General features: G+C 53.6%; 20 protein-coding genes and 1 tRNA gene. 2 read left to right on the top strand and 19 right to left on the bottom strand.

All coding sequences use genetic code 11. From position 1 onward, the window contains the following. Window positions 1–268: 268 nt before the first annotated feature. A tRNA-Arg gene (locus tag LJ046_RS04660) sits at window positions 269–340 on the top strand. An 85-nt stretch (window positions 341–425) separates the two neighbouring features. On the opposite strand, the gene LJ046_RS04655 is transcribed toward LJ046_RS04660, so the two are convergent. From LJ046_RS04655 to LJ046_RS04640, 4 genes are all read right to left on the bottom strand, one after another. Beyond that, the gene (locus tag LJ046_RS04655; protein WP_002879982.1) at window positions 426–1190 is read right to left on the bottom strand and encodes an ABC transporter ATP-binding protein; all 765 of its coding nucleotides are present in this window, start codon (window positions 1188–1190) and stop codon (window positions 426–428) included. Further along, window positions 1183–2079 (bottom strand): ABC transporter permease, encoded by an 897-nt coding sequence (locus tag LJ046_RS04650; protein ID WP_002879980.1) that lies wholly within the window; start codon window positions 2077–2079, stop codon window positions 1183–1185. The genes LJ046_RS04655 and LJ046_RS04650 overlap by 8 nt, the downstream gene beginning before the upstream one ends. 18 nt (window positions 2080–2097) lie before the next feature. Further along, window positions 2098–3078: a tryptophan ABC transporter substrate-binding protein gene (trpX, locus tag LJ046_RS04645; RefSeq protein ID WP_002879979.1), complete on the bottom strand. Its 981-nt coding sequence runs from the start codon at window positions 3076–3078 to the stop codon at window positions 2098–2100. 357 nt (window positions 3079–3435) lie between these two features. Then, a complete protein-coding gene (locus tag LJ046_RS04640; protein WP_002879978.1) occupies window positions 3436–4932 on the bottom strand; it encodes an SH3-like domain-containing protein in 1497 nt (498 codons plus the stop codon). A gap of 184 nt (window positions 4933–5116) precedes the next feature. On the opposite strand from LJ046_RS04640, the gene LJ046_RS04635 reads away from it, so the two are divergent. Beyond that, window positions 5117–5701 (top strand): ATP-dependent Clp protease proteolytic subunit, encoded by a 585-nt coding sequence (locus LJ046_RS04635; RefSeq protein WP_002879977.1) that lies wholly within the window; start codon window positions 5117–5119, stop codon window positions 5699–5701. 67 nt (window positions 5702–5768) lie between these two features. Here the strand turns inward: LJ046_RS04635 and whiA are convergent, their stop codons facing one another. From whiA to secA, 15 genes are all read right to left on the bottom strand, one after another. Next, entirely contained in the window at window positions 5769–6701 is a 933-nt protein-coding gene (gene whiA / locus LJ046_RS04630; RefSeq protein ID WP_002879976.1) for a DNA-binding protein WhiA, read from the bottom strand. A gap of 7 nt (window positions 6702–6708) precedes the next feature. Continuing rightward, a complete protein-coding gene (locus LJ046_RS04625; protein ID WP_002879975.1) occupies window positions 6709–7728 on the bottom strand; it encodes a gluconeogenesis factor YvcK family protein in 1020 nt (339 codons plus the stop codon). 9 nt (window positions 7729–7737) lie between these two features. Continuing rightward, window positions 7738–8616, bottom strand: a complete 879-nt coding sequence (gene rapZ, locus LJ046_RS04620; protein WP_002879973.1) for an RNase adapter RapZ — start codon at window positions 8614–8616, stop codon at window positions 7738–7740. 101 nt (window positions 8617–8717) lie between these two features. Further along, window positions 8718–9776 (bottom strand): DmpA family aminopeptidase, encoded by a 1059-nt coding sequence (locus tag LJ046_RS04615; RefSeq protein WP_002879972.1) that lies wholly within the window; start codon window positions 9774–9776, stop codon window positions 8718–8720. Window positions 9777–9784: 8 nt separating this feature from the next. Then, window positions 9785–10588, bottom strand: a complete 804-nt coding sequence (locus LJ046_RS04610) for a M55 family metallopeptidase (protein ID WP_002879971.1) — start codon at window positions 10586–10588, stop codon at window positions 9785–9787. Between the two features lie 120 nt (window positions 10589–10708). Beyond that, window positions 10709–11251 (bottom strand): HdeD family acid-resistance protein, encoded by a 543-nt coding sequence (locus LJ046_RS04605; protein WP_002879970.1) that lies wholly within the window; start codon window positions 11249–11251, stop codon window positions 10709–10711. A 108-nt stretch (window positions 11252–11359) separates the two neighbouring features. After that, window positions 11360–14206, bottom strand: a complete 2847-nt coding sequence (gene uvrA / locus LJ046_RS04600; RefSeq protein WP_002879968.1) for an excinuclease ABC subunit UvrA — start codon at window positions 14204–14206, stop codon at window positions 11360–11362. Further along, window positions 14196–16238 carry an excinuclease ABC subunit UvrB gene (gene uvrB, locus LJ046_RS04595; protein ID WP_002879966.1) on the bottom strand — a complete coding sequence of 681 codons (2043 nt, stop codon included), beginning with the start codon at window positions 16236–16238 and terminating at the stop codon, window positions 14196–14198. Before uvrB ends, uvrA begins: the two co-directional genes overlap by 11 nt. Window positions 16239–16358: 120 nt before the next feature. Continuing rightward, complete coding sequence (gene trxB / locus LJ046_RS04590) at window positions 16359–17291, bottom strand: thioredoxin-disulfide reductase (protein WP_002879964.1); 933 nt, start codon at window positions 17289–17291, stop codon at window positions 16359–16361. 71 nt (window positions 17292–17362) lie between these two features. Next, window positions 17363–18379 carry an NAD(P)H-dependent glycerol-3-phosphate dehydrogenase gene (locus LJ046_RS04585; RefSeq protein WP_002879963.1) on the bottom strand — a complete coding sequence of 339 codons (1017 nt, stop codon included), beginning with the start codon at window positions 18377–18379 and terminating at the stop codon, window positions 17363–17365. 5 nt (window positions 18380–18384) lie between these two features. Continuing rightward, a complete protein-coding gene (gene lgt, locus LJ046_RS04580) occupies window positions 18385–19218 on the bottom strand; it encodes a prolipoprotein diacylglyceryl transferase (protein ID WP_002879962.1) in 834 nt (277 codons plus the stop codon). Next, window positions 19218–20177 carry an HPr(Ser) kinase/phosphatase gene (gene hprK, locus LJ046_RS04575; RefSeq protein WP_002879961.1) on the bottom strand — a complete coding sequence of 320 codons (960 nt, stop codon included), beginning with the start codon at window positions 20175–20177 and terminating at the stop codon, window positions 19218–19220. Before hprK ends, lgt begins: the two co-directional genes overlap by 1 nt. Further along, window positions 20152–20454 (bottom strand): hypothetical protein, encoded by a 303-nt coding sequence (locus tag LJ046_RS04570; protein WP_002879960.1) that lies wholly within the window; start codon window positions 20452–20454, stop codon window positions 20152–20154. Before LJ046_RS04570 ends, hprK begins: the two co-directional genes overlap by 26 nt. Window positions 20455–20464: 10 nt before the next feature. Further along, window positions 20465–21581 (bottom strand): peptide chain release factor 2 gene (gene prfB, locus LJ046_RS04565; protein WP_120490266.1). Its coding sequence is split into 2 segments (ribosomal slippage): window positions 20465–21508 and window positions 21510–21581, totalling 1116 coding nucleotides; the frame shifts between segments, so codons are not numbered across the junction. Window positions 21582–21668: 87 nt separating this feature from the next. Beyond that, on the bottom strand, window positions 21669–24071 hold the full coding sequence (gene secA / locus LJ046_RS04560) for a preprotein translocase subunit SecA (RefSeq protein ID WP_002879958.1): 2403 nt from the start codon (window positions 24069–24071) through the stop codon (window positions 21669–21671). Window positions 24072–24209: the final 138 nt, after the last annotated feature.

The following is a 24209-nucleotide window of genomic DNA, read 5'->3' as shown; positions in this document are numbered from 1 at the left end:
CCCGACCACGCTGTTGTCGTTTTCTGTCCCACGTTGCTTAAAAATATAAGAGAAACAAGACTTCGCTTCAATCTCCATTTCTCTCTCGACACTCTTAGTATAACAGAATTCGCTCCGTATGCAAGTTTTTTTCTAACCCAGCCCGGGCAAAAAGCCTGTTTTATAACTTTCTTGACCTTTTTCGCAGATACTTTACAAGTTTTTACATTTTTTTGCTTTAACCCCTTCCCATTCTCTGAATCTCTGCTATAATTAATAACTGTGATTGGGACCCTTAGTGTAATGGATCGCACGCAAGATTCCGGTTCTTGAAATCTGGGTTCGACTCCCAGGGGGTCCATCATATGAAAACCGCTGCTTTTTAGCAGCGGTTTTCTTTTTGTCTTTTTTCGTTTTGTTTTTCTGTCTGCTCTGCCTCTTCTTTATCAGTCAAACAAGGCGGCTAAGTCCTGCAGGGTCAAGTCCTGCTTGGCCTGGCCTTGATAGTCGTGGCTGATTTGACCATGGTCTAAAACCAAAAGGCGGTTGCCATACTTTAAGGCGTCTTCCATATGGTGGGTGATCATCACCGCGGTGATCTTCTTGGCCCGGATCTGTTCATCGGTTGCCTCCATCAGCTTGTGGCTGGATCTGGGGTCAAGCGCCGCGGTATGCTCGTCTAAAAGCAGAAGCTCCGGCTTATTATAGGTAGCCATGACGAAGCTCAAAGCCTGCCGCTGGCCGCCTGAGAGCTGGTCGACCGGCAGGTCCAGCTTGCCGGCCAGGTCGGGGTTGACCTTTTCCAGGGCTTCTTTGAAGGCCGGAATGTTTTCCTTCAGCCGGCGCAGCTTCAGCCCCCGCTTCTGCCCTCTTTTTGCGGCCAAAAGCAGATTCTCAGCCACCGTCATCCGGGGCGCCGTTCCCAGCTTGGGATCCTGGAAGACCCGGGCGATGTAGCTGCTGCGCTTGACCTCGCTTTCCTTGCTGATGTCTTTGCCGACGTGGAGAATTTTTCCGCTGGTCGGCTGGATGGCCCCGGCCAAAACATTGAGCAGGGTGCTCTTGCCGGCCCCGTTGCTGCCTAGAAGGCAGATGAAGTCCCCTGGCTTGATCTTTAAGCTGAGCTTGCCCAGGATCTTGTTTTCCTCGCTAGTACCGCGGCCTACGACCACTTCCAAATCGGTCAGTTCCAGTAAATTTTGACTAGTCATGCTTAAATCCTTTCATAAATGTCTGCTTGAGGCGGAGTTTTTCTTCAACTTGCGGTAGCATCATGCAGGCGGCCAGAACTAGTGAAGAAATCAAATTCAAGTTGTTTGAAGACAGGCCCACCTGGAGAACTGCCAATAAGAGCAGGCGGTAGATAATGCTGCCCAGGCTGACCGCGAATAACCGGCTGGCCAGGCCAAGGTTTCTGAAGACGACCTCACTGATGATGATGGAGGCCAGGGCAATAACGATCGTCCCCATCCCCATGTTCACATCTGCGTAGCCGTTGCTTTGGGCGACCACCGCTCCGCAGAGGCCAACCAGGCCGTTGGAAATCATGAGGCCCGCCACCGTCATCTGCTGGGGGCTGATCCCCTGAGATTTGGCCATCTGCGGGTTGTCACCCGTGGCAATAAAGGCCTGGCCAAAGTCGGTTGACAAGAACCAGATCAAGTCGCAGGTGACCAGAACCATCAAGATGGTGCCGGCAACGACGCTGTCAAAGTACTGGGGCAGTTTTTGCAAAAAGGCCAGGGAGTAGATGGTCTTTTTGCCTAAAAGGGAGACATTAGACTTGCCCATAACCATCAAGTCGATAGAGTAGATCCCGGTCATGGTCAAAATCCCGGCTAAAAGGCTGGGAATCTTACCCTTGGTGATCAAAAGGGCCGTGACCAGGCCGGCTAAAGCCCCCGCCACAAAGGCGGCCAAAGTGGCTAAAAAGGGGTTGGTCCCTTGCACGATCAGGCTGACGGAAACAGCCGCGCCTAAAGGGAAGGTCCCTTCCACGGTCATATCCGTCGTATTCATGATTCTGAAGCTGAGAAAGAGGCCCAGGCCCAGGAGCCCCCATAAGAAGCCTTGGCCAATTGCCGATACGATCAAATTCATAAAAATCCTCCTTGTAAACTACTTGTAGATGGTTCCCTTAGACTTGGCTTCTTTCAAGAAGCTGGCCGGAACCTTGGTGCCCAGCTTCTTAGCCTCCTTGAGGTTAAGATACGGGGTGCCGTGTTCAACATAGCGGATGGCCATGTTGCCTGGCTTTTTGCCCTGCAAGATCTGGACGGTCATCTTGGCCCCGATCAAGCCCAGCTGGTACTGGTCCACGCTGTAGGTGGCCAGGCCCCCGTCTTTAACCATGGTGCCGGCAGCCGGGAAGACCGGCTTTTCAGCCGCGTTGGCGTTTTTGACCAGGGTCTGCATGGCCCCGGCAATCGTGTTGTCAGTCGGCACGATCACCGCGTCGACCTGGGTCAGCATTTGCTGGGAGACCTGGTTTAAGTCATTGCTGTTGGAAATGGAGTAGGCCTTGTAGTTGATCCCCATCTGCTTGCAGTAGCTGACGATCTGCTTGTAGCCAGACACGGCTGAGCTGTCACTTGAGGTGTAGATGATCCCCAGGGTCTTCAGCCTGGGCAAAAAACGCTGGATCAACTTGAGCTGCTGCTTGATCGGCGCCCGGTCGCTGACCCCGGTGATGTTGCCGCCGGGACGCTTGTTGTTCTTCACCAGGCCCGCCCCCTTAGGGTCAGTCACTGCCCCTAAGACAATCGGCTTCTTTTTGGTCGCGTTGGCCAGGGCCTGGGAAGACGGGGTGGTGATCCCGAAGAGGACCTGGTCCTGGCTGTTGACTAGTTTTTCCGCCATGGTCTTCAGATTGCTCTGGTCATTGTTGGCGTTTTGGTAGTCGATCTTGATCTTGTAGCCCGACTTGGCCAGGCCGGCCTTGTAGCCCCGGTAGATTTCGTCCAGGGCCGGGTGGCGCATCAGGGTCAAGACCCCCACTCTGACTTCCTTGCTCTTTTGGGCCGCCGGCTTGATATTGATAAACAGGGCGGCTGCCAAAAAAAGATAAATTGCGGCAAAGGCCGCGAGCACCTTTTTCATTCTGTTACCTCGCAAATTAAAGCAAAAACTAAAGTACTGTAAATACAGAAAAAATAACAAACTAACCGAAAGCAAAATAAAAAGGAGGATCCGCCTGGATCCTCTTTTTCTATCTCAAAAAGAAAAATCCGGATAGATTTATTTACTATCCGGACCCTAATCAACTTTTAGCAATTCAGACAGCAATTCAAGCCAAAACAGATTGAATCGCCCCGCGAAACAATCTCTACTTGAATTGCCAGCTTTCTTTTACCATTGCTTGAAAGTTCATCTTTTTACCTCTCGGTTAACATTTAATTTGTTTTTAACTGATCTTACTGGAAAGCCTTTCCCCTGTCAAGGCTATTTTTCGGCTTTTTACCAGCGGCCGGAAAGAATTTCCCCTCTTTGGGCCAATTGAGCATATAGCTGGCTGCCGTCACTGGCCAGACCTTCGATTTCCCGGTTGGAGACATGCTTCCAGGTCTTCTGGTAAGTCCCATCAGTCTGCAATTTGAAGATCAAGTTGTTAAAGGCCAGGTACATGTTGCTGCCGCTTACGTTGAAGCCCTGGACCGGAGAACTGCCGGCCTGCTGCTTGACGAAGTGGCTTTGGGTCGCCGTTACCTGACTGACCTGCCAGCGGTTGTTGACCAGGTTAAGGTACCAGAATTCATAGCGGCCAAATGCCGCGTTGTGGAAGACCCCGTACATGGTATTGTCGCCGGCAAAAGCGGCGTTGTAGAAGTAGCGGCCAGAGCTACCGACGTCTACCCGGATGCTCCAGACCTTGTTGATGGTCAAGTCGCTCTTCTTCAGCTGCAGGATTTCTTCCGAGTAAAAACCGTTGCTTGCCCCGCCTGGCAGCTTGTTTTCGTTGGCCAGGACATAGATGTACTTTGAACTTGCCCCCAGTGACTGGCCGTGGCCCAGGCGCATGTAAGGACTCACTTTGACATTTTGGGAGTAGCTCTTAAACTTGCCAAAACTCAGCTTCTTGTAGAGGTAGCTGCGCGGTGACAGATACTGGGCCTGGTACTTGTTCAGCTTCTTCATGTTGAAGGCCACGATGTTGCCCTTAAGCTGGTCGCTGGCCGCGGCTGACCGGTACCAGCTGCTGTAAGCCCAGCCGCCATTTACGGCCAAGCCTTCCATAACCGGACCGACCTGCTGCCAGTCATTGGTCTCCAGGCTCAAGTTGCGCGGCTCCCAAAGCTGGGTGGCCAGGGTCAAGCCGCCGCTGGTCCAGCGGTTGCCGCTGGTCTCTGTGCCATAGCGGTGGGCGGCGTTCCAGTTCTTGGAGCTGCCGGAATGCTTTCTCGTGCTGACCACTTCCTTAGGGCCCTTCTTCGCGCTAACAGCCGGCTTAAGGTTCCGGTTCGGGTTAGCCGTCTTCACCAATTCAACGGTCGTCTTGGCCTTGCCATAAGTAAAAGTCAGCTTGTTCCCGGACAGACTGGCCTTAACCGCGCCATTTGCCGGGTTCACCATGGTCCCGTGAGCGTTGGTCACATAGCTGATGGCGTCCTTGTAGTTAAAGCGGTTGTCATCTTCGACCAGGTAGATTTGCTTGGCCGCGGAAATCTTGTTTCTGACAAACCACTTTTCACTAACCCAGCCTAAAGGGCGGCCGTTGGCATAGATATAGGCATAAGTCCCCTTCTTGGTCTTCTTGCTGGCCGTTGACTGGATCTTGCTGTACTTAAAGTACTTAGTGGTCGTCACTTTCTTGCTGGCGCCCTTCTTGGTTACTTTGGCATAGATCCCCATGTTTTTCGTGCCAGGCATCTTGCTGACCGTGGCCGCCTGGGCCGTTTGGGCCTGGCCAATAAAGGCCGCCGCCAGCAGGAGCAAGCAGAGCAGTTTCTTATCCATTTCTTTTTCACTTTCTATATAAATTAGATTCTTTCCAGATAAAAAAGCCTTTTCACACAAGGACATTATAGCACCAGTTTATTTTTTTGAAAAAGAGTGCACCAAGTTTGACAGACCCGGCCAGGAGTGTTTTAATTAGCACTATATCCAAATGAGTGCTAATCCAATCACTAGGAGGAAAATTATGTTAGTACCTACAGTTATTGAACAAACGGCCCGCGGCGAACGCGCTTATGACATTTACTCCCGCTTGCTGAAGGACCGGATCATCATGCTGAGCGGTGAAGTTAACGACCAAATGGCCAACTCCATCATTGCCCAGCTGCTTTTCCTTGACGCGCAAGACAATACTAAAGACATTTACATGTACATCAACTCACCAGGCGGTGTGATCACTTCCGGCATGGCTATCGTGGACACCATGAACTTCATCAAGTCACCAGTTTCCACCATTGCCACCGGTATGGCAGCTTCCATGGCCTCAATCATTTTGGCTGAAGGCGAAAAGGGCAAGCGTTTTGCCCTGCCGCACGCTACTGTCCTCATCCACCAGCCTTTGGGCGGGGCGCAAGGGCAAGCCACGGAAATCCAAATTGCCGCTGAAGAAATCTTGAAGACCAGAAAGATGATCAATGAAATCTTGGCCAAGGACTCCGGCCAGGACATCGAAACCATCAAGCGCGACACTGAACGCGACCACTACATGACCGCTCAGGAAGCCAAGGACTACGGCTTGATTGACGACATCATGGTCAACCAAAACAAGTAATCCGCTTATCGGGAAAAGAAAATCCAGACGACTGAAATAGCCGTCTGGATTTTTTGTTGTCTTATTATTAGCGGAGGTTTTCCGCGATCTCATGCAATTTCTTCAAGCGGTGGTTAACCCCGGACTTGGAAATCGGCCCGTCGGGAACCTGCTCAGCCAGTTCCTTGAGGGAAAGTTCCGGGTGCTGCAGGCGGAAGCGGGCCAGGCTGGCCAGCTTTTCCGGCAAAGACTCCAGGCCCTGCTTTTGGTCAATCAATTCAATGTCTTCCACCTGCTTGGCGGCCGCGCCGGCCGTCTTGCGGAGGTTGGCCGTGTCGCAGTTGACCAGGCGGTTGACGGAATTGCGCATGTCCCGCATGATCCGCAGGTCCTCAAAGGCCAGCATGGCATTGACCGCCCCGACCACATGAAGGAAGTCGCCGATTTTTTCCGCTTCTTTCAAGTAGACGATGCTGCCGCTTCTGCGGGCCGTCACCTTGGCATTGAGGTCAAAGTACTTGTTCATGATCTCCTGCAGATCCTGGCTGTGGTTGGCATAGGTGCAATAGATTTCCAGGTGGTAGCGGCTGGTTTCCGGATTGTTGACGCTGCCGCTGGCCAAAAAGGCCCCCCGCAGGTAGGACATTGACCGCTGCTCTGAATACTTGATCTTGTCCGGCACCCCGGTGATGAAGCCTTTTTTCGGGGAATAGATCTCTAAATCCACCATAATCTCGCTGACCATCTGGGCCACTCTGACCAGGTACTGGTGGTTCTTCTTCAGCTTCATCTTCCGGGTCACGATCAGCTGGGGCTCAAAGCCGTAGGCCGTCTTGATCAGGGAAAAAATACGCCGGGCAATGGCCGGGTTTTCCGTCACGATGTCCAGGCTCATCTGTCCGTCATGCCGGCTCAAAACCGCATTCATCCGCAAAAAGGCCGCCAGTTCCGCCTTGGCATGCTCGGGATGGACCTCGATTGAAGTCAGTTCTTTTTTTACCTCACTGGCATAACTCGCCATTAACTTCCTACTTTCTCTTAAACATTTCCTGCAGGGCCAGGTCAATGATTTCCCTGGCCACCTTGTCGCCATCATGGAAGACCAGGCCGCTTCGCTGGTCGATAAAGTCATCCGTAATCACCCGGCAGTTCTGTTCCTGCAGGCCGGCAAAGTCGTTGGCGACCGGCTTTAAATACTCATCATAGTCTTCCGGATGGAACTTGGTCATGTCGATCCGGGCCCCATTGACCAGGGCGGTGTCGATATAATTGCCGCCCAGGTGCTGGTTGATGACCCGGACGTGGTCGGCATCGCTTAAGCCCACCGTTTCCCCGGCCTGGGTCATGATGTTGCAGACGTAAACCACTTCAGCCTTAGTCTCCCGGACTGCCTGGCCAACATTCGGGATCATCAGGTTCGGCAGAATCGAGGTAAACAAGGACCCTGGCCCCAGGACAATAACATCGGCCTGCATAATGGCCTCGATCACCGGACTGGGAGCTGCCGGCTCACCGTCATCAGCTGTTACCCAGACCCGCTTGATCTGCTTGTGCTGGCTGGTAATTTCCACTTCCCCGCTGCTCTGGCTGCCGTCCATGAATTCCGCGTTCAAGGTCAAAGGTTCGTTAGAAGAAGGATAAATGTGACCATCAACCTCCATCATGGCTGATAAGTTCTGGACAGCGTCAAAAATATTCCCCTGCATCTCGCTTAAGGCCGCGATGATCAAGTTGCCGATGGCGTGGCCGGAGAAAAAGGAGTCCTTTGATTCAAAGCGGTACTGGAAGATCTGCTTTTTTTCTTGCGAGAGGTCGCTCAAGGAAACCAGGACATTGCGGATGTCGCCCGGAGGAACGACGTTGATGTAGTTGCGGATGATCCCGGATGACCCGCCGTCGTCAGAGACGGTCACGATCGCCGTGATCTCCGCGTCCTGCTTTTTCAAGGCCTGCAAAATGACTGGCAGGCCGGTCCCCCCGCCGATGACGACCACCCGGGGCCGGCGGCGCTTGATGATGCGGATGATCTTGTTTTCGCCAAAAGACATGCTGAATTCCTACTTTCTGAGATAACGGCTGATTTCCCGGTGGGTAATGTCAACCGGATATTTTTCAGACAAGTCGCGCGCCAGCTGCTGGGCGATCGAAACGCTGCGGTGCTGACCGCCCGTGCAGCCGATGGCGATCGTCAGTTTTTCCTTGCCTTCGTCGATGTAGCCGGGAATTGCTGTCAACAAGAGGTCCAGCAGCTTGCCATAAAAGACCTTGGTTTCATCCTTGTCCATGACATAGTTGAAGACCCGCTTGTCCAGCCCCGTGAAGGGACGCAGTTCCGGAATGTAGAAGGGATTAGGCAAAAAGCGGACATCCATGACGATGTCAGCGTCAATTGGCATTCCATATTTGAAGCCGAAGGACATAACCTCAATCCCGAATTTTGGCTTGTGGAGTTCCCCGAATTTGCTCTGCAGCTTCTGCTTCAGTTCCTTCGTCGTCATCTTGGAGGTATCCAAAATGTAGTTGGACCGGTTTCTGACCGGAGTCAAAATGCGGCGTTCATCCCGGATCCCGTCTAAAAGGCGGCCGTTTTCCGCTAAAGGCGGCAGGCGGCGGGTTTCCTTGTAGCGGGCCACCAAGGTGTCGTCAGAAGCTTCCAAAAAGACAATCGTGGCCTGGGTCTGGCCGCTGTCTTCCAGGGAGTTGATTTCGTCGATTAGGTCCTTGTAGAAGGACTTGACCCTGAGGTCGATCACCACGGCAACTTTTTCAAAGTCTTCCGAAGTGTTCATCAAGTCCCAGAAATTGCCCAGCAATTCCGGGGGCAGGTTGTCAACCACGAAGTAGCCGACATCTTCTAATGAGTGGGCGGCGACCGTCTTGCCGGCCCCGCTCATCCCCGTCAAAATCAACAGCTGTTTCTTGTGTTTTTCATGCATGATTCCGTATTGCTCCCATAAAACGTTAAACTCTATCATACCGGGCGTGCCGCGTCTTGGCAATTATTTTGCCCTAGCTGCATTCCTATTCTCCACTATTTTTATAAAAAATCCCCTAAGCCGTAGACCCTTCTCCCTTGAAAACCGGTCAAGGTCTCAGCGTGGACCAAGGCACTCAAGACCGCTTCTTCGATTGTCTCCGCCCCGGCTTCAAAGACCGGGTCCAGCTGGCTGTCCGGCAAAAAGATAAAGCTTTCCGCTTCTTTAGTGAAATGGCTGACCCTTTGCGCCGTGGAAAAAGCCAGGGCAATGTCGCCAGAACCATCGCCGATATACGACCCGGTTCTGGCTAAGCCAACCGCGCTCCGGCGGGCCAGGCGGCCTAGTTGCCGGCTGGAGAGAGGCAGGTCGGTGGCGATCACCATCACGATTGACCCCTGGTCTTTTTGATAGCGGGCATAAAGCTGGTTATTTTCTGCTTTCGCCAGGGCCAAAACGGCATCTTTTAGTTCCTGGCCCAAAAGGCGGCTGCCAGCCCGCAACTTGCCAAAAGCCCCGAAATTGGCGCAGACCAGACTGGCTACGTGATATTTTTTCCCGCCCAGTTCCAAAAGCCGTGAAGCTGACCCGATGCCGCCCTTAAAGCCCAAACAGCGCATACCAGTTCCGGCACCGACATTACCTTCCAGCAGGGGCGGATTACCCTCGGCTAAAGCTAAAGCCGTCAGAGCATCGCTCTCTTTAACCGGCAGGGACCTAATATCATTCAAATCCCCGTCGTTACACTCCATTACGACCGGGTTAACCGTCCCGGTTGTGAGGCCGATCTCCGGGTTCCGATCCAGCATGTAGCGGGTCAAGGCCGTCCAGCAGGTCCCCACGGCCAGGGTGTTGGTCATGAGAATCGGGGTCTCCAAAGTACCCAGCTCATTGATCTGAACCAGGCCGGTAGTTTTGCCGAAGCCGTTGATGACCTGGCTGCTGGCCAGCATTTTTTGCTTAAAAATATCACTCCCGGGCAAGATTGCCGTGACGCCGGTATTAACCCTACCCTTTCGCAGGGTCACCTGGCCCACCTTGATCCCCGGAACATCGGTTATGTCGTTTTTCTCTCCGGTTTGATAAGCCCGGGGCAAAAACAGTTCTCCTTTTAAGCCCATCTTCCACCTCAGATTTCCGTCATGAACATTTTCGCCGTCAAGAGTTCCATAATGCTCTTGGCCCGGTAGGAAACGATCCGCTCGCCTGCTCGCTCAGCTCCCGGGTAAAAAGAAGCGGCTCTGGCCCGGCCTGCTGAATAAAAGCAGAATTCCAGCAGGTATTCGTCAGCTAAAAGCGGCAGACCACCGGGCCCCGCCAAGGCTTCCTTGATCCCGGTCGCGATGCCCGCTGCGACTTCCTGGGGGCTCTTATTGACAGTCGCGCTGCCCACCCCTTTTTTAGTGGCGCAGGTCACGATGCCCGGGCAAAAGTCCTCAGCCCGCCGGCAAATTCCGGCATCCCCGGCCAGGAAAAGTGAGGGTACCTCGTACTGGGCCGCGCAGAGGCTGTTGAAGGTAAATTCCGAGGCCAATTCCCCGTTCAGCTTGACCCAGGAATACCAGCCATGTTCCACTGTATGGTCCAAGGGCGTTTCGCTGGAGCCGGCCGGAGAGTGGCTGCCGATATGGATTGCCCCGGCATAGTCGGATGAAATTCCCGCCATCATTTCTTCTGGTGAAGAGTCCCAGCCCTGGATCAGTTCCGTGCCCGCCGGCAACAGGGCCGGATCCAGGTTGATCCCGTCCTCATGCCCGTCTTTGACGGTCACCTGGTAGCCGGCCTGCTGGCAGGCCTTGACCGCGGCCACGGTTTCCCGGGTCATTTCTTTTAAAGCCAGGTCATAGCCCTTGTGGCCATAATGGGTCTGCTCCCAGCTAGTAACGCCGGCGCAGCCCTCCATGTCGCAGGAAATATAAATCTTTTTCTCCATTTTCCCTTGCCTCCCTGCTTTTGCTTTTTCCTTACACTTTTTTACTACTTACTTTCATTTTACCATCAAAAAAACTGCCAACACTTAAACAATCTGTTAAGTATCGGCAGTTTAAAATGCTTAACGGTGCATAAAGGCCAAAGCAATCTCATTTATCCCGAAGATCATCAAGTAGATCGCGATCAAGTAGACCGTGCTCAACACCGCGATAACCGGTCTGAGCAGAAGCATAACCCCGACAACCAGGCCCAGGATGTTCAAGAGCAGGTTGAAGAAGAAATACCAGCCGGTCTCAAAGAAACGCAGATGCCAGGCAAAGACGATCCCGATCACCGAGTCGACGATGAACCAGATAGCCACCAAGATCGCGATCGTGTATGCCCCGACCTTGTTATCCCACAGGAAGAAGATCCCGATCAAAATGTCAAAGATCCCCGATAAAAGGGTCGTCCAAGACGGGCCAAAGATACCGTGAAAGCCGGCATACATGGAAATCCAAGCGCTCCCCTGCATGATCAACAAGACGGCCAGAACGATGACCAGTCCCCGCAAGCCCTTGCCAGGGTTGGCAAAGAAAAAAATGCTTAAAACGACGGAGATGACCCCAGCGATGAAGACGCCCCAGTCAAAGCCGCGTTTTTCGTTGTAGCCAGAATCAAACATAAAAATCACCCCTTCACACTGAAGTAAAAATTCTGACAATTATTTAGCTTCAGCTTTCATTTTACAATACTTTGCTAAAAAATGTTTAGGGCGTGATTAAGATTCTTTTTATTTATTTGCAAGACTGCTTTCAGTCAAAGCTTTGTCCCGGCCCAAAACTGGCTTGAGATACTTGCCAGTCCAGGACTCTGGGCAGTCTGCCACCTCTTCCGGCGTCCCCGTGCAGACCACCTGGCCGCCCCGCTCGCCCCCGTTAGGGCCCAGGTCGATCAGCCAGTCAGCCGTCTTGATCACGTCCAAGTTGTGTTCGATCACCAAAACCGTGTTGCCCTGGTCCACCAGGCGCTGGAGGACTTCCAAAAGGCGCTTGATGTCGTCGGTGTGCAGGCCAGTAGTTGGTTCATCCAGGATGTAGAAGTTTTTCCCAGTCGATAACTTCTGCAGTTCGCTGGCCAGTTTCATCCGCTGGGCTTCCCCGCCGGACAAAGTAGTGGCTGGCTGGCCCAGCTTGACATAGCCCAGACCAACGTCGACGATGGTCTGCAGCTTGCGGTGGATCTTGGGAATATTAACGAAGAAGTCACAAGCTTCACTGATCGTCATGTCCAGGACCTGGGCGATATTCTTTTCCCGGTAAGTCACTTCCAAAGTTTCAGAATTATAGCGCTGGCCATGGCAGACTTCACAAGGAACGTAGACGTCCGGCAGGAAGTTCATTTCGATCTTGAGGATCCCGTCCCCGTGGCAGGTTTCGCAGCGCCCGCCCTTGACGTTGAAGGAGAAGCGGGCCTTGGTGTAGCCCCGCATCTTGGCTTCATTGGTCTGGGCAAAAAGGGTCCGGATATCGTCAAAGACGCTGGTGTAGGTCGCCGGGTTGCTCCGCGGGGTCCGGCCGATCGGGCTTTGGTCGATGTCGATCACTTTTTCAATATTCTTCCAGCCGGTCAGCTTGTCATACTTGCCCGGCTTGGCGGAATTGTGGTTGAGCTTCTGGGCCAGGACCCGCTTTAAAATCTGGTTGACCAGGGTGGACTTGCCGGACCCGGAAACCCCGGTCACGACCACGAATTCACTCAAAGGGAATTCGACGCTGATATTCTTCAGGTTGTTCTCCGCCGCCCCGGTCAGCTTCAGCTTCTTGCCGCTGCCCTTGCGCCGCTTCAATGGTACCGGGATGAACTTTTCTCCCCGCAGGTACTGGCCAGTCAAAGACTTCGGATTGGCCATGACTTCTTCCGGCGTTCCGGCCGCCATAACCTCCCCGCCCTGGCTGCCGGCCCCTGGCCCCATGTCGATCAAGTAGTCAGCAGCCCGCATAGTTTCATCGTCGTGTTCAACGACAATCAAGGAGTTGCCCAGGTCCCGCATCCGCTTCAAAGAAGCGATCAAGCGGTCGTTGTCCCGCTGGTGCAGGCCGATAGACGGTTCATCCAAGACATACATAACCCCGGACAGGTTGGACCCGATCTGGGTGGCCAGGCGGATACGCTGGGCTTCCCCTCCGGATAAAGTACCGGCTGATCTGGACAGGGTCAGGTAGTCCAAGCCGACGCTAACCAGGAAATTCAAGCGGTCGCAGACTTCTTTTAGGATCGGCTTGGCGATAGCAGCTTCCTGCTCGCTTAAGTCAACTGCCTTGAAAAAGGCCAGACCGTCCTTGATTGACAAGTCGCTGGCTTCAGCCAGGTTCTTGCCATTGACCTTAACGGCCAGGGCCTTCTCATTAAGCCGCTTGCCACCGCAGACCTCACAAGGCAATTCAGTCATGTACTTGCCCATGGCTTCCTGCATGAACTTGGACATTGGCTTGGCGTAGCGGCGGTCGACATTGTTGATCACCCCTTCAAAGGGCTGCTTGGTGTCGTTGACCCCGAAGTCCCCTTCCAGGTGGAAGTGGATTTCCTTGTCTGACCCATTTAAGATAATGTCTCTTTGCCGTTTGGTCAGCTTTTTAAAAGGCTTGTCCATCGAGATCTTCAAAGCCGCGCAGGCCTGCTCCAGCATCCCCATGTAGTACTTTGACCCTGCCCAAGGAGCCAGGGCCCCTTCAGCCAAGCTCTTGTCCTTGTCCGGGACCACTAAGTCCGGGTCAACCGCCAGCTTCATCCCCAGGCCATCGCAGGCCGGGCAGGCCCCGAAAGGCGCGTTGAAGGAGAAAAGGCGGGGCTCCATTTCCCCGACTGTAAAGCCGCAAAGAGGACAGGCGTAGTATTCAGAAAAACTGAACTTCTCGCCCCCGATCACGTCAACGTCCATGTAGCCCTCAGACAGGCGCAGGGCTGCTTCAGCCGAGTCAAAGAGGCGGGACCGGATCCCGTCTTTGATGACCAGGCGGTCAACCACGATTTCGATATCATGGCGCTTTTTTTTCTCTAAAGCAAATTCCTCACTGGCGTCGTGCAGCTCGCCGTCAACGATCACCCGGACATAGCCGGCCCGGCGGATTCGGGCGAAAACCTCCTTGTGCTCGCCCCGCTTGCCCCGGATGACCGGAGACAAAAGCTGGATCTTGCTTCTTTCCGGCAAATCCAGGATCCGGGTCACCATCTGGTCAACCGACTGCCGCTGGATCAAGGTGCCGTCATTTGGACAGTAAGGGTGACCGACCCTGGCCCAGAGCAGGCGGAGGTAGTCGTTGATTTCAGTAACCGTGCCGACCGTTGAGCGGGGGTTGTGGGAGGTCGTCTTCTGGTCGATGGAAATGGCCGGGTTAAGGCCGTCGATTGAGTCGACGTCGGCCTTGTCCATTTGCCCTAAAAATTGGCGGGCATAGCTGGACAGGGATTCGACGTAGCGGCGCCGGCCTTCAGCGTACAGGGTGTCAAAAGCCAGTGAGCTCTTGCCAGAACCCGATAAGCCAGTAATAACGACCAGCTGGTCTTTAGGAATGGTTACGTCGATGTCTTTTAAATTGTGCTCACGGGCACCGCGGATGACAATCTTTCTATCTGCCATTGAAGTCCTTGCCTTTCTTCTTAATCGGTTTTCTTACAGAGCCTTCCAATTCGATAATCGCGTCGCGGAGGTTAGCCGCGCTTTCAAAGTCCAAGCGCTTGGCCGCGTCTTGCATCTGCTCTTTCAAGTTGGCGATCATCTGCTTCTTCTGCTTGGCCGTCAGCTCGTCGAAGTTGAGGTCGGCGAAGGAGTCTGACTTTTCGGCTTCCTTGTCGGCCTTGACCACGGAGATCATGTCCCGGACCGGCTTGATGATGGTCTTTGGCACGATCCCATGCTCTTCATTGTACTTCATCTGGATGGCCCGGCGGCGGTTAGTTTCATCAATTGCCAGCTTCATGGAATCGGTGATCCGGTCAGCATACATGATAACTTCACCGTTGGCGTTCCGGGCCGCCCGGCCCATGGTCTGGATCAGCGGCCGGTAGGCCCGCAGGAAGCCTTCCTTGTCCGCGTCCAGAATGGCCACCAGGGAAACTTCCGGTACGTCGATCCCTTCCCTAAGCAGGTTGATCCCGATCAAAACGTCAAACTTGCCCAAGCGGAGGTCGCGGATGATCTGCATTCTTTCCAGGGTTTTAATGTCCGAGTGCAGGTAGCGGACCTTGATGCCCAGGTCTTTCAAGTAGTCGGTCAAGTCTTCAGCCATCTTTTTGGTCAAAGTAGTGACAAAAACCCGTTCCTTTCTTTCAATCCGCAGGTTGATTTCAGCAACCAGGTCATCGATCTGCCCTTCAATTGGCCGGACCTCGATCTTCGGGTCCAAAAGGCCGGTCGGCCGGATGACCTGTTCCACGATCCGGCTAGTCTGGTTTAATTCATAGTCACCGGGGGTGGCTGACACATACATGATCTGGTTGACATGCTGCTCAAATTCTTCCAGCTTTAGGGGCCGGTTGTCCAAGGCTGATGGCAGGCGGAAGCCATAGTCAATCAAGGTCTGCTTTCTGTTTCTGTCCCCGTTATACATGGCCCGGATTTCCGGCATGGTGGCGTGGGATTCGTCGATTAAAATCAGGGAATCCTTGGGGAAGAAGTCCAAAAGGGTGTATGGCGGCTCACCGGCTTTGCGGTTTTCCATCTGCCGGGAGTAGTTTTCAATCCCGTTGGTGTAGCCGACTTCTCTCAGCATTTCCAAGTCGTAGGTGGTCCGCTGCTTGATTCTTTCTGCCTCCAGCAGCTTGCCTTCTTTTTCAAACTTCTTGACCTGGTCGTCCATCTCAGCCTTGATCCGGTCGATAGCCCCGGCCAGCTGATCATCGTTGGTCATGAAGTGGGTGGCCGGGAAAAGGGAGATGCTTTCTCTGACCCCGTGCACTTCCCCGGTCAAGGGGTCAACTTCGACAATCCGGTCGATTTCGTCGCCAAAAAATTCAATCCGGTAGGCCCGGTCAGAATAGCCGGCCGGGAAAACTTCCACGACGTCGCCCCGGACCCGGAAGCGGCCCCGCTGGAAGTCGATGTCGTTTCTGTCGTACTGGATGTTGACCAAGTCTCTGAGCAGGGTGTTTCTTTCGTATTCCTGGCCAGTATAGACGTTTAACACGCTGGCCGCGTATTCTCTTGGGTCACCCAAGCCGTATATACAGGAAACGGAAGCCACCACGATGACGTCATTTCTGGACATCAAGGCGCTGGTGGCGGCGTGCCGCAGCTGGTCGATTTCGTCGTTGATCGAGGCGTCTTTTTCAATGTAAGTGTCTGACTGGGGCACGTAGGCTTCCGGCTGGTAGTAGTCATAGTAGGAAACGAAGTATTCCACGGCGTTGTTCGGGAAAAATTCCTTAAATTCATTGTAGAGCTGGCCAACCAGGGTCTTGTTGTGGGTAATGACCAGGGTCGGCTTGTTCATTTTGGCAATTACATTGGCCATGGTATAGGTCTTCCCCGTCCCCGTTGCCCCCTTGAGAATCTGCTCTTTATCGCCGGCTTGAAAACCGGCCGTCAGCTGGTCGATGGCCTGCTGCTGGTCACCGGCCGGCTTATATGGTGAGACGAGTTCAAATTTGTTATTGTCTTGCCGCTTAATCACTTTTTCCCCCTTAAACTTGCAATAATCAGTCGTAATCTATTTTACTACCCGAACATAGATTCTAACAATATTTTGCTCAAAGAAAAAAGCAGCAGACCACTTGTCCGCTGCTTTTAATATCTATTTCAAAAAGCCCTTGGCTTGCAGGTAGTTGTAAGCTTCCTGCCCGGCCACGCTGCCTTCGCCCACGGCGGTCGTTACCTGGCGCAAATCCTTTGGCCGCACGTCGCCGGCCGCGAAGATCCCTTCTTGCCGGGTCCGCATCAATTCGTCAGTAGGAATCCAGCCGTTTTCGTCCAGGATATCCAGGCCATCCAGGGCCTTAGTCACTGGCAAAACGCCAACGTAAATGAATACGCCCTTGGTGGCAAATTCCTTTTCTTCCCCGCTGACCTTGTCCTTGTAACGGATCCCGCTGACCTTGCCGTCTTCGCCGACAATTTCTTCAGTCAGGGCGTTCCAGACAAACTTGATCTTCGGGTGCTTGAAGGCCTTCTCCTGCAGTTCAGGCTTGGCCCGCAGCTGGTCTCTTCTGTGAACGACCGTGACTGACTTGGCTGACTGAGCCAGGTAGAGCCCTTCCTGGATGGCCGAGTCGCCCCCGCCGATCACCGTCACGTCTTCATCTCTGAAGAAAGCTGCATCGCAGACGGCGCAGTAAGAAACACCATGGCCGGAATAAGTTTCCTCTCCCGGCACGTTCAAGTGCTTGTGCTCTGATCCAGTCGCGATGATCACGGCTGGAGCCAGGTATTCCTCGCTGTCCGTAATCACCCGCTTGTAGTCGCCTTCCAGCTTGACGGCCTGGACGTCGCCATATTCATAGCTGGCCCCGGCGTTTTGCACGGTCTGGTACATCTTTTCGCCCAGTTCCGGCCCCTGAACTTCCACAAAGCCCGGGTAATTGTCGATGTCGGCAGTGTTGTTCATCTGCCCCCCGTAAATCCCCCGGTCTAAGAGGACCGTCTTCAGGTTGGCCCGGGCCGCGTAAACTGCTGCCGTCATGCCGGCTGGACCGGCACCAATGATTACTACGTCAACTTCTTTGGTCATAAACAGCCTCCTTGCCACTTACTTTTTATAAGTAATATCATACAGGATTTTCAAAAGATTGCAAGCCTCTTTTAAATTCTGATTTCCGGTCCCATCTGCCGGCTCATCATCAGCTTGATCTCATCGTCGATCTTGGCCTCCTCATAGAGGACCTTGTAGATGGAAGCTGAAATCGGCATGTCTAAAGAATACTTGTCGCAGATTTCGTACACGGCCTTGACGGTCGTGGCCCCTTCAACAACCTGGCCCATGTTGGCCAAGACTTCGTCCAGGGGCTTGCCCTGGCCCAGCTGGTAGCCGCAGCGCCAGTTCCGGGAGTTGACTGAGGTACAAGTCACGATCAAGTCGCCGATCCCGGACAGGCCACTGAAGGTCCAAGGCTGGCCGCCAAAGGCCACGCCCAGGCGGGTGATTTCCGCCAGGCCCCGGGTCATCAAGGCTGCCTTGGCATTGTCCCCGTAGCCCAGGCCCGCCAGGATCCCAGCCGCGATGGCGATGACGTTTTTAACAGCCCCGCCGACCTGGACCCCGATTGGGTCGTTGCTGGTGTAGAAGCGGACATAATCATTTGAAAAAATCTTCTGCATCTTGGCCGCGTTGTCCAGACTGGTTGAAGCCAGGGTAATGGCCGTCAGGTCCTTTTGGGCGGTATTTTCCGCGTGGCTGGGACCGGACAGGACGATCATCTTGTCAAATCCGTCCGGGTAGATTTCGTCTTTAAAAATCTGCAAAACCAGCTTTTTAGTCCCCGGTTCAATCCCCTTGGTGGCCGAAACTAGGTAAGGCTGGCGGCCATTTTCGTCCAAGACCTGCCGGACCGCTTTAGCCACTGACCGGATCGCGCTGGTCGGTACGGCGAAGAGGATAACGTCACAGTCTTTCAGAACCTGCCCCATGTCGGTACTGGCCCAAACGCTAGGGTTCAAGGTCCAGTCCTTCATGTAGTGCAGGTTAGTGTGATCTTGGTTGATCTCATCAGCAATAACTTGCCGGTGGGCGTAAAGGGCCACCTCGTGGCCGTTGTCAGCCAGCATGGAGGCCAGGACTGACCCCCAGGAACCGGCGCCTAAAACGGAAATTTTTGCCATTTTTTCTACCTCTCGTATGGATATTTTAAACCGCTTCCTTCAAGATACCACTTTGGCTTGACTTTGACACGCCGGTAGACAAATAAAATAACCACAGCGATTAAAAGCAGGAGGCTGAGGGCCTGGGAAACCCGGATGACGCCAAAGATATAAAGGCTGTCCGTCCGCATCCCTTCGACGAAAAAGCGGACCACGGAGTACCAGGCCAGGTAAAGCATGAAGACTTCCCCCTGCTTAAAAAGATGCTTCTTGTGGCGCAGGGAGAGGATGATGATCAAACCGATCAGGTTAAAGAAAGATTCATACAAAAAAGTCGGCTTGTAGTAGCTGCCATTAATGTACATCTGGTCGATGATGAATTGGGGCAAGTGGAGGTTTTGCAGATACTGCAGGCTGCACTTGGCCCCGTGGGCCTCCTGGTTCATAAAATTGCCCCACCGGCCCAGGACCTGGGCCGCCATCACGCCCGGCGCCACGATGTCCAGGACTAGAAATGGCGACAAGAAGCGCCGGTAGCAGAAGACCAAAAGGACGATCGCCCCGGCGATCAAGCCCCCGTAAATGGCAATCCCCCCGTTCCAGATGGCGATAATTTCATCCGGGTGCTGGGAGAAGTAGCCCCATTCAAAAATTACATAGTAGATCCGGGCCCCGATAAAGCCGATTGGCACGCCCCACAAGAGCAAGTCGATGAAGTCATCGCTCATGATCTGCCGTCTTTGCCCTTCTCTGATCGACATGAAGGTAGCCAGCAGGATCCCGCAGGCGATGATGATTCCGTACCAGCGGACGTGAATGTCCCCGATACTGAAAGCGATTGGATTCAGTGCTAAAGTCATTAGTCTGCTTTACCCCCTTTTTCTTCCTCGCTGTTTTCCGCGATCAGGCTGGTCAGGTTTTCATCAAAAGTCTTGGCCGCGTCAAAGCCCATGGCCTTGGCTCTGAAGTTCATGACGGCCACTTCCACGATGTTTTCCATGTTCCGGCCGACCTTGACCGGAATAGTGACCTGGGGAACCGCGATCCCGCAGATGATCCGGGTGTTTTCCTGGAAGCCCAGGCGGTCATAGTTGGCCTTGGAGTCCCAGTTGGTCAAGTTGATAACCAGGGAGATCTCGGTTTCATCCTTGATGGCCCCAATCCCGAAGAGCTTGAGGACGTCAATGATCCCAATCCCCCGGATTTCCATCAAGTGCTTCAAAATACGGGGAGCTTCCCCGACCACGGTCTCGTGGTCTCTTTGGTAGACATCCACCCGGTCGTCAGCGATCAAGCGGTGACCGTGCTGCACCAGGGCCAGGGCGGTTTCGGACTTGCCGACCGCGGATTCCCCGGTCAAGAGGACCCCCATCCCGAAAACTTCGACCAGGACCCCGTGAACGCTGCTTCTTTCCGCCAGCTTGACGGCCAGGTACTGGGTGATCATGCTCATCAAGTAGGTCGTGGCGTCATTGGAAATCAAGATCGGGGTCCCGGCTGCTTCTGCCGCTTCTTTAAGTTCAACCGGCACCGGCAGGTTGCGGGAAACCAGCAGGCAGGGAGTTTCTTTCTGGCAGATTTTTTCAAAAACTTTCCGGCGCAGGTCGTGGTCCAGCCGGGCAGCGTAGGAAATTTCCGTTCTGCCCAGAAGCTGGACCCGGTCAGCCGGGTAAAAGTCAAAGTAGCCGCTCAATTCCAGTCCCGGCCGGTAAACGTCGGAAACCGTAATCTTCTTGCCAGACACGCTTTCCTGTCCCTGCAGAACCCGCAGGTTGGAATTGTCATTAATGAACTCAGTTAGTTTTACCGTGTTCGTCATCATGTACCTCACTATCATCAACATCTCGCACTGTCACATCTTGCGCCTGTTTCCGCGGCCGCTCCGGATCTGCCTGGCCTGGCTTGAACCTGTCGGGCTCTGGCCGGCTGGGCAGCTTGTATTTCTTCCGCCAGTAAAAGCGGTAGTAGAGCCATAATGGCAAAATTACGACCAGGCCCACCGGCAGCAAGGCAATCAAGGCCTTGAAGAAAACCGAGAGCAGGGCCAGGGCGACTACCGCCGCCAAAACCAGCAGTACTATCGTGGTAAATGACATATTTTTCCTCTTATTCTGGATTTTCCTGGCTCAAACGCCACTGCAGGTAGGCGTAGATGAAGGGGTCCAGCTTCCCGTCCATCACCCCGCCCACATCGGCGGTTTCATAGCCGGTCCGGTGGTCTTTGACCATGCTGTATGGGTGGAAGACGTAAGACCGGATCTGCGAGCCCCAGGCAATGTCCAATTGCTCACCCTTCAAGGCCGCCTTTTCCTTGCGCTTCTTCTCTTCTTCCAGGTGGAAAAGCTTGGCCCGCATTTCATTCATGGCCGTGTCCCGGTTCTGGAACTGGGACCGCTGGGCCTGGGAAGTCGTCACGATCCCGGTTGGGATGTGAGTAATCCGGACGGCACTGGAAGTCTTGTTAATGTGCTGGCCGCCCGCCCCGGATGACCGGTAGACGTCAATTCTGAGGTCCTTAGGGTCAATGTCGATTTCAATGGAGTCATCGACTTCGGGGATAACTTCAACCGAGGCAAAAGAAGTGTGCCGTCTTTTGGCTGAGTCAAAAGGCGAAATCCGGACCAGGCGGTGAACGCCGTGTTCAGACTTCAGCAGCCCGTAGGCATTCTTGCCGGAAATCCGGACGCTGACGCTCTTTAAGCCAGCTTCATCACCTGGTTCAAAGTTGTTGACTTCAAACTTAAGGCCACGGGAGTCGCAATAGCGCTGGTACATCCGGAGCAGCATGTTCCCCCAGTCCATGGCTTCAGTGCCGCCGGCCCCCGGGTGGATTTCCATCAAGGCGTTATGGTCATCATATTCGCCCGACAAGAGCAGGTTCAATTCATACTGGTGGAACTCTTCCTGCAGCTTGGCCAGCTGGTCTTCGGTGTCCTTTTGCAGGTCCGCGTCTGCTTCCAGGCGCAGCAATTCCAGGGCCGTTTCTTCATCGGTCAGGTCTTTTTCCAGAGCCAGGAAGGAGTCCCGCTTTTCCTTGAGCAGGTTGGTCTCACTGATCAATTTCTGGGCCTTTTCCTGATTGTCCCAAAAGCCCGGTTCCGCCATCTTGGCTTCGTTGATTTCAATGCTTTCGCTGATATTATCGAAGTCAAAGAGACCCCCTGAAGTGGTTAAGCCGGGTCCGCAACTCGTCTAAAGCATTTTGAATTTCATTGATTTCCATTGTCTTTTTCCTTTGCTAAAAATACTCTTTTTGTTTACTACAATTATAACCAAAAGAGGAGGCTCCCGCCCCCTCTTTGCTGATTTATTACCGACTCAAGTTGTTTCTGATCTGCGCCTTCATGAAGAGGCGAGTCACGTCAAACTCGATGTCGCTGATCATTTCTTCAAACATGTTGTAGCCGGAGTCCTGGTATTCAACCAGCGGGTTCAGCTGGCCGTAGCCCCGCAGGCCGATTGACTGCCGCAATTGGTCCATGGCGTCAATGTGGTTGGTCCAGTGTTCGTCAACCACGCGGAGGATAACCACCTTTTCAAATTCCAGCATTTGTTCCGGATCAGCCAGGGCAGCTTCCTTTTCCTGGTAGTTGTCTTCAACCAGCTGGTAAAGCTGCTGCTTAAGGGCATCTGGCGTGAAGGTCTTGAAGTCGATTTCTGAATTAACGTATTCTTCACTGGCCAGGCTGGAAACGATAAAGTCGCGCAAGGAGTCCAGGCGCCAAGTCGACCGGTCGCCTTGGGTGAACATATCCACTTGGTGGTCGATAGTCCGGTGGATCATCGGCATCAAGACACTCTTCAAGGACTGCTGCTCATCGATAACCTGCATCCGTTCCTTGTAGATGATTTCACGCTGGATCCGCATAACGTCGTCGTATTGCAGGGTCTGCTTCCGGATGTCGTAGTTGTTCCCTTCAACCCGCTTCTGGGCTGATTCAACCTGGCGGGTGATCAGGCGGCTTTCGATGACCTTGTCGTCGTCATTGTCGGACAGGCGGTCAAGGAAGTCCTTGACCCGGTCGCCCCCGAAGCGCTTCAGCAAGTCGTCTTCCAAGGACAGGTAGAAGCGGGTGTAACCCGGGTCACCCTGCCGGCCGGACCGGCCCCGCAGCTGGTTGTCGATACGGCGGGATTCGTGTCTTTCAGTCCCGATTACAGCCAAACCGCCCAGTTCCTTGACGCCAGGCCCCAGCTTGATGTCAGTCCCACGCCCGGCCATGTTGGTGGCAATCGTAACTGCCCCTCTTTGGCCAGCATTCATGATGATGGCTGCTTCCTTGGCGTGGTTCTTGGCGTTCAAGACAGCGTGCGGGATGTGTTCCTTGTCCAGCATGTGGCTCAAGCGTTCAGAAGATTCAATGGACACCGTGCCGACCAGGATTGGCTGGCCCTTGGCGTGCCGCTCCTTGATTTCGTCAACCACGGCCTTGAACTTGGAGTCCAGGGTCGGGTAGAGCAGGTCTGGCATATCTTGTCTGATGACTGGCCGGTTGGTCGGGATGGTGATGACTTCCATGTTGTAGATTTCACGGAATTCTTCTTCTTCAGTCTTGGCCGTACCGGTCATCCCGGACAGCTTCTGGTACATTCTGAAGTAGTTCTGGTAAGTAATTGTGGCCTGGGTCTGGGATTCTTCCTGGATCTTGACCCCTTCCTTGGCTTCGATGGCCTGGTGCAGGCCATCTGAGTAGCGGCGGCCTTCCATAACACGGCCGGTAAAGGAGTCAACGATCAGGACTTCACCGTCTTGGACAACGTAGTCGATGTCCTTGAGCATGATGTAGTTGGCCCGCAAGGCTTGGTCGATGTGGTGAACCAGCTTCTGGTTTTCAACGTCGTAAAGGTTCTTGAGGCCAAAGTGGTCGCAGGCCTTCTGGATCCCGGTTCTGGTCAAGGAAATAGTCTTGGTTGGCCAGTCGATCTTGTAATCGCCGTGGTCTTCATCGTCATCAGCGTCATTGTCGCTCTTGTCTTCCACCAGCTTCTTGACAAAGCGGTCAGCCCGGATGTAGTCAGCGTTAGCTTGCTCAGCTTCACCGGAAATGATCAAAGGCGTCCGCGCTTCGTCGATCAAGATGGAGTCAACTTCGTCGATGATGGCGTAGTTAAGCGGCCGCTGCACCATTTGTTCCTTGTAGACAACCATGTTGTCCCGGAGGTAGTCAAAGCCCAGTTCAGAGTTGGTTGAGTAAGTTACGTCGCAGGCGTAAGCTTCCCGCTTTTCTTCCGGGGACATGGTGCTGACGTTCAAGCCGACCGTCAAGCCCAGCCAGCGGTAGAGCTGGCCCATTTCAGTTTCGTCACGTCTGGACAGGTATTCGTTGACAGTAACAACGTGCACGCCCTTGCCAGACAAAGCGTTGAGGTAAACCGGCATGGTGGCCGTCAAGGTCTTACCTTCCCCGGTCATCATTTCGGCAATGTTGCCCCGGTGCAGGGCAATCCCGCCGAGGATCTGCACGTGGAATGGGTACAGGCCCAGAACCCGCTTGGAAGCTTCCCGGGATACGGCAAAGGCTTCCGGCAGCAGGTCGTCTAAGCTTTCGCCCTTTTCAATCCGGCTCCGGAATTCCGGCGTCTTGGCCTGCAATTCTTCGTCAGAGAGAGCGGCCATTTGGTCAGCGTATGACTCTACTTGGTCAGCAATTTTTTCAAAACGTTTAAGTTCTCTTTTATCAGCGTTGTATAACTTCTTTAAAATGTTTGCCATCTAATCGTCCTTAATTCTGATATTTAGTCTAAAATCACAGAATAATTTTAACATGTAAATGCCAAAAATTAAAATAATCTACAAAAATAAGCAGGGCACAATAATTATCGTGCCCTGCCTGGCTTGCAGCCTTAGTAT

The sequence above is a fragment of the Lactobacillus delbrueckii subsp. jakobsenii ZN7a-9 = DSM 26046 genome, from assembly GCF_001888925.1.
Lineage (GTDB): Bacteria > Bacillota > Bacilli > Lactobacillales > Lactobacillaceae > Lactobacillus > Lactobacillus delbrueckii.
Note: the sequence above shows the minus strand (reverse complement) of the source record. Positions and strands in the feature narration are given on the sequence as shown.